A 15,556-nucleotide genomic window follows, 5' to 3' on the forward strand; every position below is an offset into this window, starting at 1 on the left:
CTAGGACGTTTCGGCACTCCCCGTCCGCGTGGGCACCGCGGCTGTTCGCGCCGCGCAGGCTTCTACCGTAGGGACGGTGAACGACGACTCAGAACATGTTGTCCCACTGTCGGCCGCCCTACGACCGTGGATTTCCCAGATGAGCACCGCCGCCGGCGGCGACCCCGCTCGCCCGGTCCGGACCGACGTACCGGACGCCGCCACGGCGCTGGTCGTCCGGGAGGGTGGCGCCGGTGTCGAACTCATGGTCATGGGGCCCCGCACCCAGGCCGCGTACTTCGCGGTGAAGCGGGTACCTTTCTGCGTCAAGCTTCGGATGCGGCCCGGCTGGGCTTGGGCGCTGCTGGGTGTCCCGCCGCGCGGGCTTGTCGACCGGGCCGTCCCGTTGAGCGACCTTTGGGGTGCGGCAGGCGACCGGCTCGCCCGCGACCTGTCCGACGTCGGGCCGGATCCCACCGCGGTCGCCGTGCGGCTGGAGGAGGCGCTGAGGCTCCAGGTGTCCACCCGACCGCGCCACGACCTGGCCCGCGGCGAGCTCGTAAACAGCGCGGCCACCGCCCTGACCTCCCCGGCGCTCCCAGCATCGCGGCAGGTACGGACGACTGCCGAGCGCCTCAACATCAGCGAGCGGCACCTGCGCAACCTGTTCACCGACGCCGTCGGCATCCCGCCCAAACACGTCGCTCGGATCGAGCGGCTACGACGTGTGCTGACGGGCGCCAGCCAGCGGTCCTGGACCCACCTCGCCGCCGAAGCCGGCTACTACGACCAGTCCCACATGACCGCCGAGTTCCGCCGCATGATGGGAGTACCTCCCGGAGCGTTCATCACCGGACAACTACCCGCAGCTACACCCTGTCACGAGTAGGCCGTTAGCTGCCCCATCACCACCCTCACGACTTTCGCCTTCGGCGCGACTCCTACCAGGCCTACGGAACACCTATTCGACTCGGTAGATGACGTTGAGCTGCGGCGCGGCCTTTCCGGCGTCAGCGAGAAGATGCTCATCCAGCACCTGCGCGAGATGGAGGAGGACAGCCTGGTCCACCATGAGGTGTATCGCGAGGTCCCACCCGGGTCGAGTACTCCCTCACCGAGCACAGCACGTCACTCAACGAGGCCCTCCGCCCGCTGGGTGAGTGGGGGAAACGACGTCGCGAGCGCCTCGCCACCGAGGACGCGCTCGCATCCGCGTAACCAGCCGCGCCTCGCTGCCCGCGATCCCCACGATAGGTATCTCATGCCACCCGTGTCGGCTCTACCGCGCCGAGACCGGCCGCCTGGTCGAGATCCCGTCGCCGGCCCAGCTCCGCGCGATGCTTGACCTGCCGGCCGGACCGTAAGCCCGTCGCGTAGTTGAGCCGCGGCCGAGCGGTGCCGCGCGTCCTCACGGGCCCACGGCGCTCTCGTCCTGGACCGCCCTTCAGGCGGCCAGCCAGGAGTGCTCGCCGCTGCGGGCGGTGGATGATCCCCGTTCGGGACGACCCACCACTTGATCAGGTCGTCGGCAGCCTGGGCGCCCTCGGTACCGCTCGAGACATACAGCAGCCTGGGCGGACCGAGGTTCAGAGCTTGGCGAGCAGGCCGTTCATGTCGCCGATCTCAGCGGTCTGGCTGGTCCTGATGCTGGCGGCGAGTTGCTTGGCCGGGCCGTAGCGGCCGTCGCGATCCTCGGTGGTTGCCATGGTCACCGCACCCTTGTGGTGAGTGATCATCATGGTCAGGAACATCCGGTCGAAGTCCCGTCCGGACGCGGCGGCCAGTTTCGCCAGGTCCTCGTCGCCCATCATCCCGGGCATCCCCGGGCCGCTCGACGGGCTTGCGGTCGCCATCGGCATGCCGCTCATGGACATGCCCCCGTTCATCGACATCCCGCTGTGCATGGGCATCCCGCTGTGCATGGGCATGGTGGACGCGCCGCCCATGGTCATTCCGCCCGTCCTGGTGGGAGCGGTGGGGGCAGCGGTTGGCTCGCGCCAGCTGTGGAGCCAACCGGCCACGGTGGTGATCTCCGGGTTCTGCGCCTTCGCGATCCGGACGGCGAGCTTCTTGACCTGGGGTGAGGAGGCCCGGGTCGCGGCGAGGTCGGCCATCTCGATCGCCTGCCGATGATGGGCGATCATGTTCTGGGCGAAGGTGACGTCCGCCGCGTTGTGGTCGGAACCGGCGGCGGAGGAATGGCTGGCAGCCGCGGCGCCGGCCTGTGTTCCGCCGCTACAGGCGGTCACCGTCGTGGCGGCCAGCAGGGCAGCAGAGATCGCGAAGAGTCGCTTCATGGGTCTTCTTCCTCAGAAGGAGGTCTGTAGGCCACGTGGGCGGGACACGTCGCGGTCCCGCGCGGCGCGAAACCGCGGCGCGGGGCAGGGACGGGTTGGTTACAGACGAAGCGCGCAGAGCGAGGACAACGTGCGGGCGCGTGGCGGACGCCGCCATCTGGGTGGCCCTCGCCGCCGGATCGACGACAGTACGGCGCCCGCAGGACTCTGACGGGTGACGCAGGTTAGGCCTGCCAGCAGTCGCCGCCCTGCCAACAGCGGCCCGGTATAGCGGAGTCCGCCATGGACATCAGACCGCCGTGGCCGCTGCAGCCATCGGCGTCACACCGGAGCCAGGACCTGTGCGGCACGGCTCGCCATGCGTCGCTGATCGTTAAGACGTCCGAGAGTGGTGGCGCGGTCCGGGCCATGGAGGTGGTCAGGCCGGTCGCGACCCGGGCGAACGCAGGAATGGCCGTGGCCGCGCTGGAAGCGGGTGTGGGCCGCGGATTGGTCGACGGCCGGCCGTGCATCAGAGGGAGTCCGAGCAGTACCGCGCCGACCAGCAGCAAGGTCCGCGCCTGCGCGAGACCCGCGCTGCCGGCGTGGCCGGGCGTGCTCTCCACGCCCGCCATTCTCACCAACAGCTGCCCTGGGCGCCCGACGGAATCCACCCGCACGCGTCGCGTCTTGGGCCCGTCCGCGGTCCGGTCCTCGGCGCAGGACGGGAGCGTCTCGGGATCATCGGGAGACTACGGCCGGTACTACTATTGGTGCCGATGGAGCAGGAGTCGAGGGCGATGTCCACGGCGCCCGCCGCCGTCCCGTCCGGCTCATGCCAGGCGGGCTGGCCTCTTCCGGCGCTGACGTCGAGCCAGAACCGCTGGGCGCCGTGGTTCGGCGCGCTGGCGAGCGGGCTCGCGGTCGCCGCGCTGCTCCTGGGTCTGGTCGTGATGCACGCCGGCCTGGCTCCAGCGATGCCCGACGAGCCGGGCATGACAGCCGGTGCCGGCGCGAGCGCGATGTCGATGCGCGGCGCGGCCCCTGACGACTCGGCGGCATCGATGGCCGACGGGGCGACCGTGCGGCCCGTCGGAGAGCATCCGGTCGAGGCAACAGCGGGGTCCGTGCTCGCCGCGGCGGCGGTTCCCGGGAGCGCGGGCGCCGGGGGGATGCTGGGGCACGCCGGCGGGATGATGTGCCTCGCGGTGCTGACGCTGTTCGCGCTGTCCCTCGTACTGTCCCTGCGCCGAGGTGGCCGGTGGGTCGCGGCGCAGCCCGCGGACCTCCCGGCGCCCGCCCGCAGCACGAGCTGGGCGGCGCAGCGACCACCACCCTCGTCCGCCGCGCTCGCGCGGCTGGGAGTCCTGCGGACGTGAGGGCGGATCACGGTATTCCGATGCCCTGATCCGATCAGTCCGGGCAGCTGGCTGGACCTGTCCGTCGTCCGGTCATGCCTGGATTTCCCTCGTCTGGAGAACCAGCATGTCTTCCCAAGCCCCGCCGTCGGCCCGGCCCGCTCGGGCCGCCTCCCGCGCGTCGCGCCGCCGCCGTCGCCGGACGCGGCCGCTCACCGTCGTCGGCGTTCTCGCCGCCGTCGCGCTCGCCGCGGCGACCGCAGCAGTCGTCACCCACCTCACCGGCAGCCCGACCAGCAGCGGCCAGCTGGTAGCGCCGTCCTCGGAGGCGGTGCTCACCGCCGAACGCGCCCGCGCGACAACCGGGCGCACCGTGAGCAGGACCATCACCGCCCGACCGGCGACGGTCGACCTCGGCGGGCGCGGCGTGAACACCTGGACGCTCGACGGCACGGTGCCCGGCCCCGAGCTGCGAGTCCAGCCCGGCGACCGGCTTCGCCTGACGTTGCGCAACCAGCTGCCGGTCGCGACCTCGCTGCACTGGCACGGCCTGGAACTGCGCAACGACATGGACGGCGCACCCGGAGCCGCGGGTTCCGAGATCCCGCCTGGTGGCTCGTTCACCTACGACTTCACGGTGCCCTCACAGCCAGGCACCTACTTCTTCCACAGCCACGTCGGCACCCAGCTCGACACCGGGCTGTACGCGCCGCTGATCGTCGAGGACCCGGCCGCGCCCCGCGACTACGCCACCGACGCGGTCCTCATGTTCGACGACTGGACCGACGGCCTGGGCCGCTCCCCCGACCAAATCCTCGCCGACCTGAAGGCCGCCGGGATGGCGGGCATGACCGGCATGAGCGGCCAGGGCGACATGCCGGGGATGGACATGGGCGGCATGGACATGGGCGGCGGGCAGGCGAGCCCGCTCGGCGCCGACGCCGGTGACGTGGCCTACCCCGCCTACCTGGTCAACGGCCGCGTGCCTGAGAACCCCTACGTGCTGTCCGCCCGGCCGGGGCAGCGGATCCGGCTCCGGCTGGTCAACGCCGGCTCGGACACGGTGTTCCGGTTCGGCGTCGGCGGCCATCGGCTCACGGTCGTCGCGGCGGACGGCCGGCCGGTCAAGCCGGTGGACGTCGACACCCTGCTGATCGCGATGGGCGAGCGCTACGACGTCGAGATCACCGCGGGCACCGGGGTCTTCCCGCTCATGGCCGCCCCCGAGGGCAAGGACGGCATGGCGATGGCCGTCCTGCGCACATCCCCCGGACCCATGCCCAACCCGGCCGCCCGGCCGGCGGAGCTCAATGGCCTGCTCCTGACCTACCGCGACCTCTACCCGACCCCCGAGGACGCTCTGCCGGCCCACGCACCCAACCAGGTGATCACGCTACGGCTGGGCGCGGACCCGACCGACTACCGCTGGACGATCAACGGCAGGTCGTTCGGCGACGCCGACGGCGACCCGTCGACCAACCATCCACCCGAGCTTCGGGTTCACCAGGGTGAACGCATCCGGATCCTCTTCCAGAACGCCACCATGATGTCTCATCCCATGCACATCCACGGCCACACCTTCGCCGTTGAGGCGCCGACCTCGAACGGCGTACGCAAGGACACCGTGCTCGTCCCCGCGATGGGCACGGTCACCGTCGACCTCGACGCCGACAACCCCGGCCAGTGGATGATCCACTGCCACAACGCCTACCACGCGGCGGCCGGCATGATGACCATCCTGTCCTATACCACCTGACCGCAACCCCATGTCGGCTCGCCGGAGCGCCAGCGGTCCGCTGAGCCGACAAAGGAGCAAGGATGCGCGCCAGCCGGCCGGCGCCGCTAGCCGGCTGGCGCGCCGATCGCGCCCACGTGATGGTGAGCCGGCCGCGACCGGTCAGCGCCTCGGTTGGCCGTCAGTGTTTGACAAGGCGGTCGGCCGTCTCACGGAGGGCGGCGAGGCGGGCGCGGTACTCCTTTTCGTCGATCTCGCCGCGGGCGAAGCGCTCGGCGAGGATCTGCTCAGGGGACGGGCCGGCAGGCCCACCGGTGGCCGCGGGCCCGGCGGGTGGCGGCGTCGGGGGACGACCGCGGTCGCCTGCCTGGGTCAGCGCCCGTACTACCAGTACCGCTCCGATGATGAGCACAGCCCAGAACAGCAGCATGCCCAGGGACATGGCGAACCAGCCCCAGCCACCCATGCCATGGCCGTCATGCCAGTACATCATCACTGTCACCTCCCGGAGCGAGTGGACGGACGGTCCGAATGGCGCCTTCGCCGCGCTCCCTCCTTCTTCCAGGATGCGGCGGTTCGCGCCGGAGTGCAGGTGCTGGACGGCCTGACGCCACCAGGTCAATCCGCTCACCGCCGCGCACCCAGCCGCCCGCCTGGTCAGCTCGACGACCGGGCGTCGCTGGCCGGCGCCAGGTGCAGTGGTAGCTGTGGTCACGGTCTTCGCGGTGACCTTGTGATCGTGAAGCCACCGCGCGGGGGCTCAGCCGTGGTGGGCCTGTACCGCCGCGTGGACGGCGGCGACCTGTTGGAAGACCAAGCCAGATTGATCGATAGATCGCCGATCCGACGGCGCCGGAGGCGATCTGGCGAAGGCGCGGGTCCCAGGCGAGGTCCGCCAGCCCCGCAGAGGAGACGGCGCGGGGTCGAGCCGCGGACCTGCCCGTCTCGGCCGCGGCGGCGCTGGCCGGAGCTGATGGCGGACGCGATCAGCGAGGTCCAGGTCGCCGCCCGGACCAGGACCCGGGGTCACCGGGCTCCCGGCCACCCGACTCCCGACCTGGCGACACGCCGACGGCGCCGCCCACGGTTCGTCTGCCTGCCGGGCTCCAGCCTCGGTCCGCGTCCGCCAAGCCCGATACGGCGGCGCCATGATGCAGGCAGGCGTCGAACGAGTAGGCGCCGGCACCGACGATCAGCAGAAACAGGCTGCCACACAACTGCGCGAGATCCACCCGGGCTTCGTGGAGGAAGTCCCCCCAGCCGGACTCGCCTTTGAACAGCGCCGAACCGCCCCACAGGATCGGAATCTTAGTAACGATCAGGGCACACGTCATGTTCACGACCATCGGTATCGCGGCGAGCCGGGTCAGCAGCCCGACCAGAAGCAGCGTCCCGCAAACGATCTCCAACACACCGGTGAACGGCGCGAAGAAGCCGGGCGCGGGGATACCGATCTTGTCGAAACGGCCGGTACCCAGCGTGTGAGGACGCACGAACTTCAGGATTCCCTCGGTAAGGAACACCACGCCCACGTAAAAGCGGATGAGAACCGTCGCGGCCGTCACGTCCGTCGCGACCAGCCAGGTCCACCAGCCAGGCCCCGGCGTCATCCGGAAATTCCTTCCAAGCGGAGTCATACCCGACCTCCTCACCGTCCTCCGGCACCGGCGCTGGCTCGAACCCGCGCCCATCCTGCGCCGTGGCGCCGTCCGCGACCGGTGCATCCGCCACGCACCCTGCCCGGTCGCCGTCATCCACCACCACCGCGCATGAACACGCAGAAGCTGTTCGGGCCATCGCCCAGTCGTCCCTCGGGACCCCGTCCGAACCGATCTCGGCAACCCCGGCCATCGAGCGTCGTCCCTGTTCAGAGCACGTTTGGCGACCGGCCGGATGGTGATCTGGCTTGACTCGAGGCGTTCGTTCTCGGGGCGGCGAGTCGTCAGGGCGCCGTGGTGCTGACTCGTCCGGTTCGGACCGCCTCGACCAGCGCGGCGTGGTCGGCCTCGTTCTGGTCGGCGTACGCCTCTGCGAAGCGAGCGACCGCCCGGTCGAACCCCGCGCCGGTGCCCAGGTAGGACGCGATCGCGATGCGGTCGCCCGACCGTGCGTGGGCCCGCGCGAGGGTGGCGGCGCACAGACGTCCGAACAGGGCCATCCCGTCGGGGTCCATGCTCTCCGTCTCTGCGATGCCCTTCCAGTCCTGCAGCTGCCGGACGTAGAAGTCGCGCTGCCGCCCGTCGAGGCCTTCCACTCGCTGCCAGCCGAGGAAGATGTCGCTGGCGGCCTGGATGAGGCGTTGCCCGACAACGACCCGTTCGCCCTGGTTGCCGTACTCGCTCCCGGGCAAGTGATCCGCGAGGACCGATGTCCCCGCTTCCTTGATCTGCAGCAGGAGCGGGTCGCCGTCGTCGCGGCCGAGCAGCAGCGCAGCCCAACAGCGGGTGCCCACGCTGCCGACACCGACGACCTTGCGAGCGAAGTCCACGAGACGGTACTGGGCGAGCAGTCTGCGTCGGTCGGCCGACAGCGTCGCGGAGTACCGGTCCACGATCGAGCTCAGCCATCCCATCAGCAGCTCCCGTTCTCTCGCCGCCTCCAGCTCGCCGATCGGGACGAGTAGCGGCGGGTCGGACGCGAAACGTCGTTCGCCGTCCACAAGCTTGGTCAGCTTGGTGAACGCCCGCAGCTGGTCGCGCGATCGGGCGCGCGACGTCGCCCGTGACAGGCGTTTGGAACTCCCCCGGCCCAGCACGTCCGCAAACCGTGTAACCAGGTCGTCGACATCGACATGCGCGTACCAGACGTCGAGGTTGGTCATCGCCGCGAACCGGTGCATCCACATCCGATAGGCCCTGACCGCCGCGGTCACGATGTCGCGCCGTTCGACCGGCCCGAAGCCGTTGGCACGGCCAGCGATGACCAGACTGGTGGCGAACCGCTTCACGTCCCACTCCCAGGGGCCGGGAAGGGTCTCGTCGAAGTCGTTGATATCGAATACCAGGCGTCGTTCAGGGGAGGCGAGCAGCCGGAAGTTCAGCATGTGCGCGTCGCCACAGAGCTGGACGGAGATACCCGACGTCGGAGTCCTGGCGAGATCCGCCGCCATGATCGCGGCGGCGCCTCGATAAAATCTGAACGGCGATTCAGCCATCCGCTGGTAGCGGATGGGAACGAGCTCGGGCAGGCGGTGCCGCGACTGCTGGTCCACCGCGTCGATCGGATCGGCCCGATCCGGCGCCGGTTCATACTCCGCGTGGGTCCGGCGCGGGGCTTGGGCCCGTGCGGTCCGTCCCCGAGCCGCGCGCTCCGCCGGACTCAGCGGAGCACCGTCAGGCATTCCTTCGGCTGACCGCGGCCGGGAGCGGCGCCCGGGAGCGTGTCTCACAGCAGCCGTCATATTCGACCTCTCGCGGGCCTCCACGGTGTGACTCATGGTCGCCTCCGTACAAAGTCCTACTGGGTTCCTGAATGGGCGGGTGTCGAGGAATCCTCCACCGCGGTCTCGGCAGTCGTATCGCCCAGAAGCGGACGCAGCCATTGGGCCGCGGGATCGGCGTCGATGAGCAGAGCCTTGGCCAGCAGGGTCATCGGAACCGCCAGCAGTGCTCCGAGCGGGCCGAGGACGAACGCCCAAAACACCAAGGACAGGAAGGTCAGGGTCGCGGACAGCCTCACCACGTTGCCGACGACCTTGGGCTGGATGAACGACTGCACGACCATGTTGATAGATGAGTAGACCGCCACGACCCAGAGCATGCGGCCCACACCGCCCTCGAGCAGGCCGAGCAGCGCGGGTGGGATCAGTCCCACCACGAACCCGATGTTGGGGATGTAGTTGGTGATAAACGACAGCAGCCCCCACAACAGTGGCAACGGGATCGCCAGCCATTGCAGAGCCAACGCGTCGAGCACGGCGACGATCAGCCCGAAAAGCGAAGACACGGCCAGATAGCGGCGCGTGTTGCGGGCGAATTCCCGCAATGCCCCCACGACGAGCGGCCGCGACTCGGCTACCACGTCGAGCCGGCGAGCAAACAGGTCGCAGTCGATTGCCAGGAAAAACACTATCGTGACCAGGAACACCAGGTTGGACCCCGCCGAGGTCAGCCCGGAAAGGATGTCGTGCAGCACGCCGGAGAGTTTGGTCAGGTCGAGCCGACCGACCGTGGCGCTGGCTTGTTCCGGCTGGACACCGAGGTCCTCAAGCCACTGGGCGGCCTGGTTCAACAGCTTGTCGAACTGGGTGCGGTAGTCCGGCAGCAGCGTGATCAGCCGGGCGGCCGACCCGACCAGGGCTACCACCAAGCCGACCAGAATCGTATATATCGTCGCCATCGCCGCGACCACGCCGACCCACCCGGGCACCCCACGCCGGCGCAGGCCTGTCTGCAATGGGTGCACCGTGACGACGAGAACCAGTGCCAGAAACGCTGGTCCGAGTGTGTCCCGGAAGGCTCGAAATCCGGCCGTGACGACGGTCAGTGACGCCAGTCCCAGCAAAATCACCACAGGGCGTGCCAGCGATCCTTTTAGGGCATCGCTCGACGACATCCGCACCGTGTCTTCAACCCTTCCGCGATTGATCGCGCGGCGTCGGTCGCGGTGACCGGCGCGGAATCCGGCAAACTATTCGGATGTGATTAGACCCACGATTCCGCTCGCGAGGAAACATAGCCCGCTCACCGTGGCGACCAGAAAAATGACATCCCATCCGTGTCGGCCCATCCACGTGTTGTAAGCGGCGAGAATCCGCCCGGTCTGCCGTGGCGCGAGCAGCCTGAGGACGATGGGAAACTCTACCATGATCAGCACCAGCGCGGCGCACACGAACAGCGAGAGAATAGTGAGACCCGGGCCGGAATCGGTCGCTGCGAGATTTTTCAACGCGGCGACATAGAACGCGGAAGGCAGATATGTCGTTACCCCGACGAAGAACATCGTTCGGGCTCCCACAGCCTTCCGGCTCTCACCAGCCTCTTTCGGCGTCAGGTCGCGGGCCGCATCCGGGCCGCCCACTTCTCGCGAGGTTGCCACGACACGTCGAGACGGTCGGCGAATCTCGGTCGGGCGGTGTCGAGAAACCCAGAACGCCACCAGTAGCAGTACCGCCCCAAGAAACGTCTGCATACCGGCGCTCAGGGTCCGCTCCTGACTTCCAGACAGGTCGGCGACGCGCAGGGCCACCACGATGGCGGCGCCAGCCCCGACGGTGACTGCCGCCGCCCCGCCGAGGTAGGCAAATGCGTGCCGCAGCGAAGGAGGATCGCCCAGATAACGAACCACGATCGCCAGGCCGAGCGGATAGATTCCGGCGGCGATGGCAAGCGGCAGCGAACTCGTCACTGCCGCTTCCCTCGAGGCGGCGCCGGTCGGGGTTGGGCGTGGCACTTCCTCATTGACGCACCGGAACTCTTCCAGGAGAGTTTCGTCGCTGGCCCTGAGGCCGGAGAGGTTGACGAGGTCCCCGCAACGGGTCCTGGAACCGGCGACCGCCTCTCTGCCTTAGGCGGTGCCCCGGCCCAGTTTCTTCCGCGTGCCGATTTTTCCGCCTCACCATGTGCTGGCCCCTGGCCACCAGATAGGCACAGACGCCTCGGAACGGGAGGGCGAGCGCGGAGAGAAGCAATCCAGCCTTCGCCCGTCCACTCAACTCTCGATCGCGGAGGATTTCTGCGATCATATGGGACCGAAGCACCATCCCAATAACCCTCAGGAAGATGCAGCGCAGGGTCCTGAAGGCGCCGAGAACCGGGTGGCCGTAGGTCGGATACTGGTGATCCATTTTTCACCTCCGCCTATCACGGTCAGACCTCTACAGTCCCACTCAAGGGGGGACCGGTCGATTCGATCAGCGATTGGGAGCCAGCTCGATTTCTGCGAAGCGGCTCATGTTGGACGAACCAGGCGGTCGCGGCTACCGGATCTGCTGGCGCGGCGGCGCGGCCCGGGGCGTCGCCGCCCAACGCACATGACAGGCCGGCGGTGCCTGGGCAGCCTCACGGATCGCACGGTTGCGCGCTACCGCCGAGGCGTACCAGCGGCCGTAGCTCCGAGCGCCCGAGGGCGCGGTGACGCCGTGTAGGACCACGCTCATCCCGACCGTCAGCATCACAACCGGGACGATCTGGTGCTGTTCGGGTAGCCCACTGGTGGCGACCAGGTCCGCGAACACTATCGACGCCAGCCCGCGCGGCCCGAACCAGCCGACATATGCGACGGTCTGGGGCGCCAGCCTCGATCCGCACAATGAGATGGCGACAGGAACCATCCGGATCACGGTCAGACTGAGCAGCCCGTAGGCCGCCGCCCTCCAGGTCACGGATTCGAGGGCTGGTGCCAGGAACAGGGCGCCGAACAACACGAAGCTCACGGACACGCCGAGGTTGGCGGCTTCCTCAGGCATCTGTTGCGCCGCAGCCAGGCTCTCGTGGGCCGTCAGGCCAGCCACCAGGCCGGCCACCCATGCAGCGATGAAACCACTGCCGTCGATCAGGTCCGCCAGCACGTACGCCAGCGTGGCCGTCGCCAGCAGCGCCACTGACCGCCAGCGCCGGTCCGACCAGCCCTTGTTCATCGACCACCGCAGGGCGAAGGCGCTGCCGGCGCCGAGCGCCATGCCGATCGCGCCGGAGGCCAGGAGCGCCCGCAGAAGGACGGATACGGCATATCCGTGCCCGACCGCGTGCTGTTCCTCCTGTGCCAGCGCCAGGAAGATGGTCACGAATGGCAGCGCCAGACCGTCGTTGAGGCCACCCTCGACGTTGAGCGCATGACGGATCAGTCGGGGGACCCGCTGGTCGGTGATGACGGGCAGCCCAAGCGCGGAGTCGGTGGGCGCCAGCACCGCCGCCAGCAGCGCCGCCCCCCACGCGCCGATGCCGGGGAATAGCGCCCACGCCAATAGCCATCCGGCGACCATCGTCAAGGGCAGCCCGAGTCCCAGCAACCGACCAGGCAGCGGCGCCTCCGTCGCCCACGCGCCCACGTTGGCCCCCATGGCGTCGCCAAACAGCACGACCGCGAGGGTCAGTTCCAGAAAGATGGTGGCACCGTGGCTGGCCACGGACGGGGTGATCAGCCCCGCGACCTGCTCGCTGGCCAGCAGGCCGGCCGCGGTGAACACCATCGCGCCGCTGATCGGCGTCTGCCCCAGCCGCCGCTCCACCAGCGCGTAGGCGAACATCGCCGCCGCCACCACCGCGACCGCGGGGTCCATGACGTGCTCCTGCCTGGGTGACCGGAGACCAGGCGGCCGGGCAACCTCACGGACCGGGCGCCGCCAGAGTCCTGCTGTCGTCGAGGCTCGAGCCTTCTTGACTGGTCCCCCGAATGGGAGGGGAATATCGCCACCCCGTCAATTTCTCGGTTCCGGGAGACTCCTCGGATCAGCACACACCCCACCGGCGGTGCGGTCCTCACCCTTCCGAGATGAGCCGCCCGGCGGGGCTGCCACGGCGGCGAAGTACATGAGCGTCGTAGGGACGACTCGACGCACTTGGCGGTAGTACGGCCACATCCGGCCCGAGTCCCTGTGCGGTTGGCCACGGAGACGGCGGTTGCTTCGGCGCGACGCGGGCACCCTCGTCGCGGCACCCAGGGAGGGCGGTATGTGCAGATGGATAGGATACAGGGGCGACCCGATCGCCCCACGCGTCCTGTTGTATGAGCCGGAACGGTCGCTGATCGCCCAAAGCGTCAAACATGCGCCGGAATTGCTCGAACCGAACGGCGACGGGACCGGTCTCGGCTGGTATGACAGACGAAAGACGCCGGCTGTCTTCCGCAGCGACTCACCCGCCTGGGGGGACGAGAACCTCCGGGAGCTGGCCGACGAGGTCTGTTCGCCGCTGTTCCTCGCACACGTCCGGGCGGGCACCGGAACGCCCGTTCAGAAGACGAACTGCCATCCCTTCCGCTACCGTGAGTGGTTATTCGTACACAACGGCTACGTCGCGGGCTTCGAGTCGATTCGGCGCGAGCTGCTGATGGCAGTCCGCCCCGACCTGTTCAGCAATATCAAGGGCTCCACCGATTCGGAGGTCATTTTCCACCTCGCGCTCACATTCGGGCTGGAGAAGGATCCCCTCGGCGGCCTGGAGCGAATGGCTGGTTTCGTCGAGAGCGTCGGTGCCGCCGCGGGTATCGCTGAGCCTCTACAGATGACAGTCGGCCTGACCGACGGCGAAACGCTGTTCGCGGCCAGATACGCCAGCGGGCCGGTTGTCAACACTCTGTACATGAGCGAGGATGTCGACGCGATCCGGATGCTCTACCCCGAACACGAACGCCTGCGGCGCGTACCAGACCACGCGCGGGCCGTCCTGTCGGAACCCCTGAGCGAGCTACCCGGGGTGTGGCACGAGATACCACCCTCGACGGCGCTTGTCGTCACCGACATGCCGCACGATATCACCTTCCATCCCCAGCCGCCGGGATGAATCGGCTCCGGGGCGTCGGACCAGACCAAGACCCGCGATCTGGACGACGTAAACAAACCCAGTTGGCAGGCGGATAGCCTGGGCGGAGGAGTCCAGATGGAGATCAGGCCTCAGGCGGTGGCCATCCCCAAGGAGACCGACCAGCTCGAACGGGGGAAATACGGCCCTGTCTACCCGAGGACACCGGCGTGCTACGGATTCACCATCATCGCCAAGGTCAAGCCGGGCCGAGCCGAGGCGATACGCGCACACGGCCGCACCCTTGCCGGCGCGCTGGAGGGGGATCCTTATCTCCTCGCGCCGCTGAAGCTGCACTACCTGCGCTGGGTGCTCTTCGATGACGACACCCGTTTTATGTACCAGGGGATCTTCGACACGGACTTCGACAAGTACACCGAGGACGCGGTCGCGCTTTTCAGTCGAGCAGGCGTGAGCACGGCCTTCGAGAATCTCGAAGGTTTCCCCGAGGACTGGCGGACGAACCCTGAGGCCTTCGTCCGTTTCGTACGCGCGCACCACTGCCCGAGCTTCCTTGAGTACGGCGAGTATCCGTACGTCACCTCCGACGAGATCAAGAAGGCCCTGCGAATCAAGAACGCCCTGTCGGAGATGCTCGACCAGATGCAGTGAGCATCTCCATCGTCACCGTGAGAACCGGATCGACCTCAATCGCCAGCCGGGACAGGGAGGCGCCGTGAGAAGGCCATCGTTCACACCCTCCGCGCCTTCGGTCGCGCAGCGGAGACCATGATGCCCGAGCCGCGGACGGCGCGCGTCTACAACCAGAACCATGTTCTGCGCACCTACACCCCGGGCCGGCGGCGGGTGAGCATCTACGTGTCGTGGAGCTATCCGGCCGAAGCTGGTAGGAATCCCGCCGAGCTTGACAACCGGTTCTCCACGATGACCGAGATCCGGCGGGTCGCCTGGCCCGCCTACGAGGAACCGCGGTGGTCCGACCCGTTCCAGTTCCAGCAGGGCATCGCGGGGGCGCTGGAGTTGTTCTTCTGGGCCTGGGTTCCTTTCCAGGTGTACGTGGAGCAGGTCACCGGACATCCGGTACCGGTGTATCAACGGATCGATCAGGCTGGGTTTCGGACCGTGCTGGACGGGCGGGTGCTGGCCGACACCGACACCCTGTTCGTGTTCGGACTTGATAACACGATCACCGGGCAGAAGGCTGATCTGGCCGAGATCGAGGCGCTAAGGCACTTCCTGCGCCGCGAGGACGCCTGCCTGATCCTCGGGCCGCATCACGACGTCGGAGCTTCCGACGACCTGGCCGTCCGGGACATCGAGTACCACCACCACGGAGATCTCCTGATCCCCCGCCAGCAGCGGCTTGCCGGATACGTCCGCGGCCTCATGCAAGGACTCGGGGTACCCGTCGAGAACCGCTATGGGCTGCGTCCCGCCGTCCAGGAGCACCATCAGCCCGCCCCGCTGTCCCTGGCCAGGGACCTGGACCCCAGGGGATGGCTCGACGGGGTCAGCCACTTCAATTTTCACCAGCATCTGCCGCACTACGCGGTGACGACCGACGAGCCGGGCGTTGTCCAGGTACTGGCCAGGCAGCCCATCGACCTGGCAAGACCGCATCCGTTCATCGGGGCCGGCGGCACCGAGTTCAACACGTTCCTGTGGATGCCTCCAGCCGGAGACCGGGCCGGCGATGTGCTTCTGGCGGACTCCACGATCTTCAGCTCGCTGTTCGGCGGCGACGAGAGCCTGCGGAACTTCTGGCGCAACCTCGTCTCTCGGTAGCGC

Annotated in this window: 13 protein-coding genes and 1 pseudogene; 7 read left to right on the forward strand and 7 right to left on the reverse strand. The window is 68.5% G+C overall.

Annotated elements, in window-relative coordinates; genetic code table 11:
* Positions 1-139 precede the first annotated feature (139 nt).
* Complete coding sequence (locus tag FRCN3DRAFT_RS0220820; protein WP_007510314.1) at positions 140-868, forward strand: AraC family transcriptional regulator; 729 nt, start codon at positions 140-142, stop codon at positions 866-868.
* A 99-nt stretch (positions 869-967) separates the two neighbouring features.
* Positions 968-1,197: pseudogene (locus tag FRCN3DRAFT_RS51675) on the forward strand (winged helix-turn-helix transcriptional regulator).
* Positions 1,198-1,565: 368 nt separating this feature from the next.
* On the opposite strand, the gene FRCN3DRAFT_RS0220830 reads toward FRCN3DRAFT_RS51675, so the two are convergent.
* A complete protein-coding gene (locus FRCN3DRAFT_RS0220830; RefSeq protein ID WP_007510312.1) occupies positions 1,566-2,276 on the reverse strand; it encodes a DUF305 domain-containing protein in 711 nt (236 codons plus the stop codon).
* A gap of 758 nt (positions 2,277-3,034) precedes the next feature.
* Here FRCN3DRAFT_RS0220830 and FRCN3DRAFT_RS0220840 point away from each other — a divergent pair.
* Entirely contained in the window at positions 3,035-3,634 is a 600-nt protein-coding gene (locus FRCN3DRAFT_RS0220840) for a DUF6153 family protein (protein WP_027140792.1), read from the forward strand.
* A 106-nt stretch (positions 3,635-3,740) separates the two neighbouring features.
* Positions 3,741-5,369, forward strand: a complete 1,629-nt coding sequence (locus FRCN3DRAFT_RS0220845) for a multicopper oxidase family protein (protein ID WP_007510305.1) — start codon at positions 3,741-3,743, stop codon at positions 5,367-5,369.
* 160 nt (positions 5,370-5,529) lie between these two features.
* On the opposite strand, the gene FRCN3DRAFT_RS0220850 is transcribed toward FRCN3DRAFT_RS0220845, so the two are convergent.
* From FRCN3DRAFT_RS0220850 to FRCN3DRAFT_RS0220875, 6 genes are all read right to left on the reverse strand, one after another.
* Entirely contained in the window at positions 5,530-5,979 is a 450-nt protein-coding gene (locus FRCN3DRAFT_RS0220850) for an SHOCT domain-containing protein (protein ID WP_232794095.1), read from the reverse strand.
* A 355-nt stretch (positions 5,980-6,334) separates the two neighbouring features.
* Entirely contained in the window at positions 6,335-6,958 is a 624-nt protein-coding gene (locus tag FRCN3DRAFT_RS0220855) for a DoxX family protein (RefSeq protein ID WP_051466323.1), read from the reverse strand.
* 332 nt (positions 6,959-7,290) lie between these two features.
* Positions 7,291-8,748, reverse strand: a complete 1,458-nt coding sequence (locus FRCN3DRAFT_RS0220860; RefSeq protein ID WP_035925014.1) for a DUF2252 domain-containing protein — start codon at positions 8,746-8,748, stop codon at positions 7,291-7,293.
* 56 nt (positions 8,749-8,804) lie between these two features.
* Positions 8,805-9,860: an AI-2E family transporter gene (locus FRCN3DRAFT_RS0220865; RefSeq protein WP_007510296.1), complete on the reverse strand. Its 1,056-nt coding sequence runs from the start codon at positions 9,858-9,860 to the stop codon at positions 8,805-8,807.
* Between the two features lie 117 nt (positions 9,861-9,977).
* On the reverse strand, positions 9,978-10,694 hold the full coding sequence (locus FRCN3DRAFT_RS0220870) for a GAP family protein (RefSeq protein ID WP_007510294.1): 717 nt from the start codon (positions 10,692-10,694) through the stop codon (positions 9,978-9,980).
* Between the two features lie 571 nt (positions 10,695-11,265).
* Complete coding sequence (locus FRCN3DRAFT_RS0220875) at positions 11,266-12,567, reverse strand: cation:proton antiporter (protein WP_007510292.1); 1,302 nt, start codon at positions 12,565-12,567, stop codon at positions 11,266-11,268.
* A 340-nt stretch (positions 12,568-12,907) separates the two neighbouring features.
* Between FRCN3DRAFT_RS0220875 and FRCN3DRAFT_RS0220880 the strand changes: the two genes are divergently transcribed.
* The 3 genes from FRCN3DRAFT_RS0220880 (at position 12,908) to FRCN3DRAFT_RS0220890 (ending at position 15,553) form a co-directional block, all read left to right on the forward strand.
* Entirely contained in the window at positions 12,908-13,789 is an 882-nt protein-coding gene (locus FRCN3DRAFT_RS0220880) for a class II glutamine amidotransferase (protein WP_232794097.1), read from the forward strand.
* A gap of 96 nt (positions 13,790-13,885) precedes the next feature.
* Complete coding sequence (locus tag FRCN3DRAFT_RS0220885; protein ID WP_007510289.1) at positions 13,886-14,419, forward strand: hypothetical protein; 534 nt, start codon at positions 13,886-13,888, stop codon at positions 14,417-14,419.
* Positions 14,420-14,539: 120 nt separating this feature from the next.
* Entirely contained in the window at positions 14,540-15,553 is a 1,014-nt protein-coding gene (locus tag FRCN3DRAFT_RS0220890; RefSeq protein ID WP_007510287.1) for a hypothetical protein, read from the forward strand.
* Positions 15,554-15,556 lie beyond the last annotated feature (3 nt).

The sequence above is a fragment of the Pseudofrankia saprophytica genome (assembly GCF_000235425.2).
Classification (GTDB): Bacteria; Actinomycetota; Actinomycetes; order Frankiales; family Frankiaceae; genus Pseudofrankia; species Pseudofrankia saprophytica.

Coding starts and splice junctions, on each gene's coding strand:
- FRCN3DRAFT_RS0220820 (WP_007510314.1), top strand. CDS start 140: ATGAGCACCGCCGCCGGCGGCGACCCCGCTCGCCCGGTCCGGACCGAC.
- FRCN3DRAFT_RS0220830 (WP_007510312.1), bottom strand. CDS start 2,276: ATGAAGCGACTCTTCGCGATCTCTGCTGCCCTGCTGGCCGCCACGACG.
- FRCN3DRAFT_RS0220840 (WP_027140792.1), top strand. CDS start 3,035: ATGGAGCAGGAGTCGAGGGCGATGTCCACGGCGCCCGCCGCCGTCCCG.
- FRCN3DRAFT_RS0220845 (WP_007510305.1), top strand. CDS start 3,741: ATGTCTTCCCAAGCCCCGCCGTCGGCCCGGCCCGCTCGGGCCGCCTCC.
- FRCN3DRAFT_RS0220855 (WP_051466323.1), bottom strand. CDS start 6,958: ATGACGCCGGGGCCTGGCTGGTGGACCTGGCTGGTCGCGACGGACGTG.
- FRCN3DRAFT_RS0220860 (WP_035925014.1), bottom strand. CDS start 8,748: ATGACGGCTGCTGTGAGACACGCTCCCGGGCGCCGCTCCCGGCCGCGG.
- FRCN3DRAFT_RS0220875 (WP_007510292.1), bottom strand. CDS start 12,567: ATGGACCCCGCGGTCGCGGTGGTGGCGGCGGCGATGTTCGCCTACGCG.
- FRCN3DRAFT_RS0220885 (WP_007510289.1), top strand. CDS start 13,886: ATGGAGATCAGGCCTCAGGCGGTGGCCATCCCCAAGGAGACCGACCAG.
- FRCN3DRAFT_RS0220890 (WP_007510287.1), top strand. CDS start 14,540: ATGCCCGAGCCGCGGACGGCGCGCGTCTACAACCAGAACCATGTTCTG.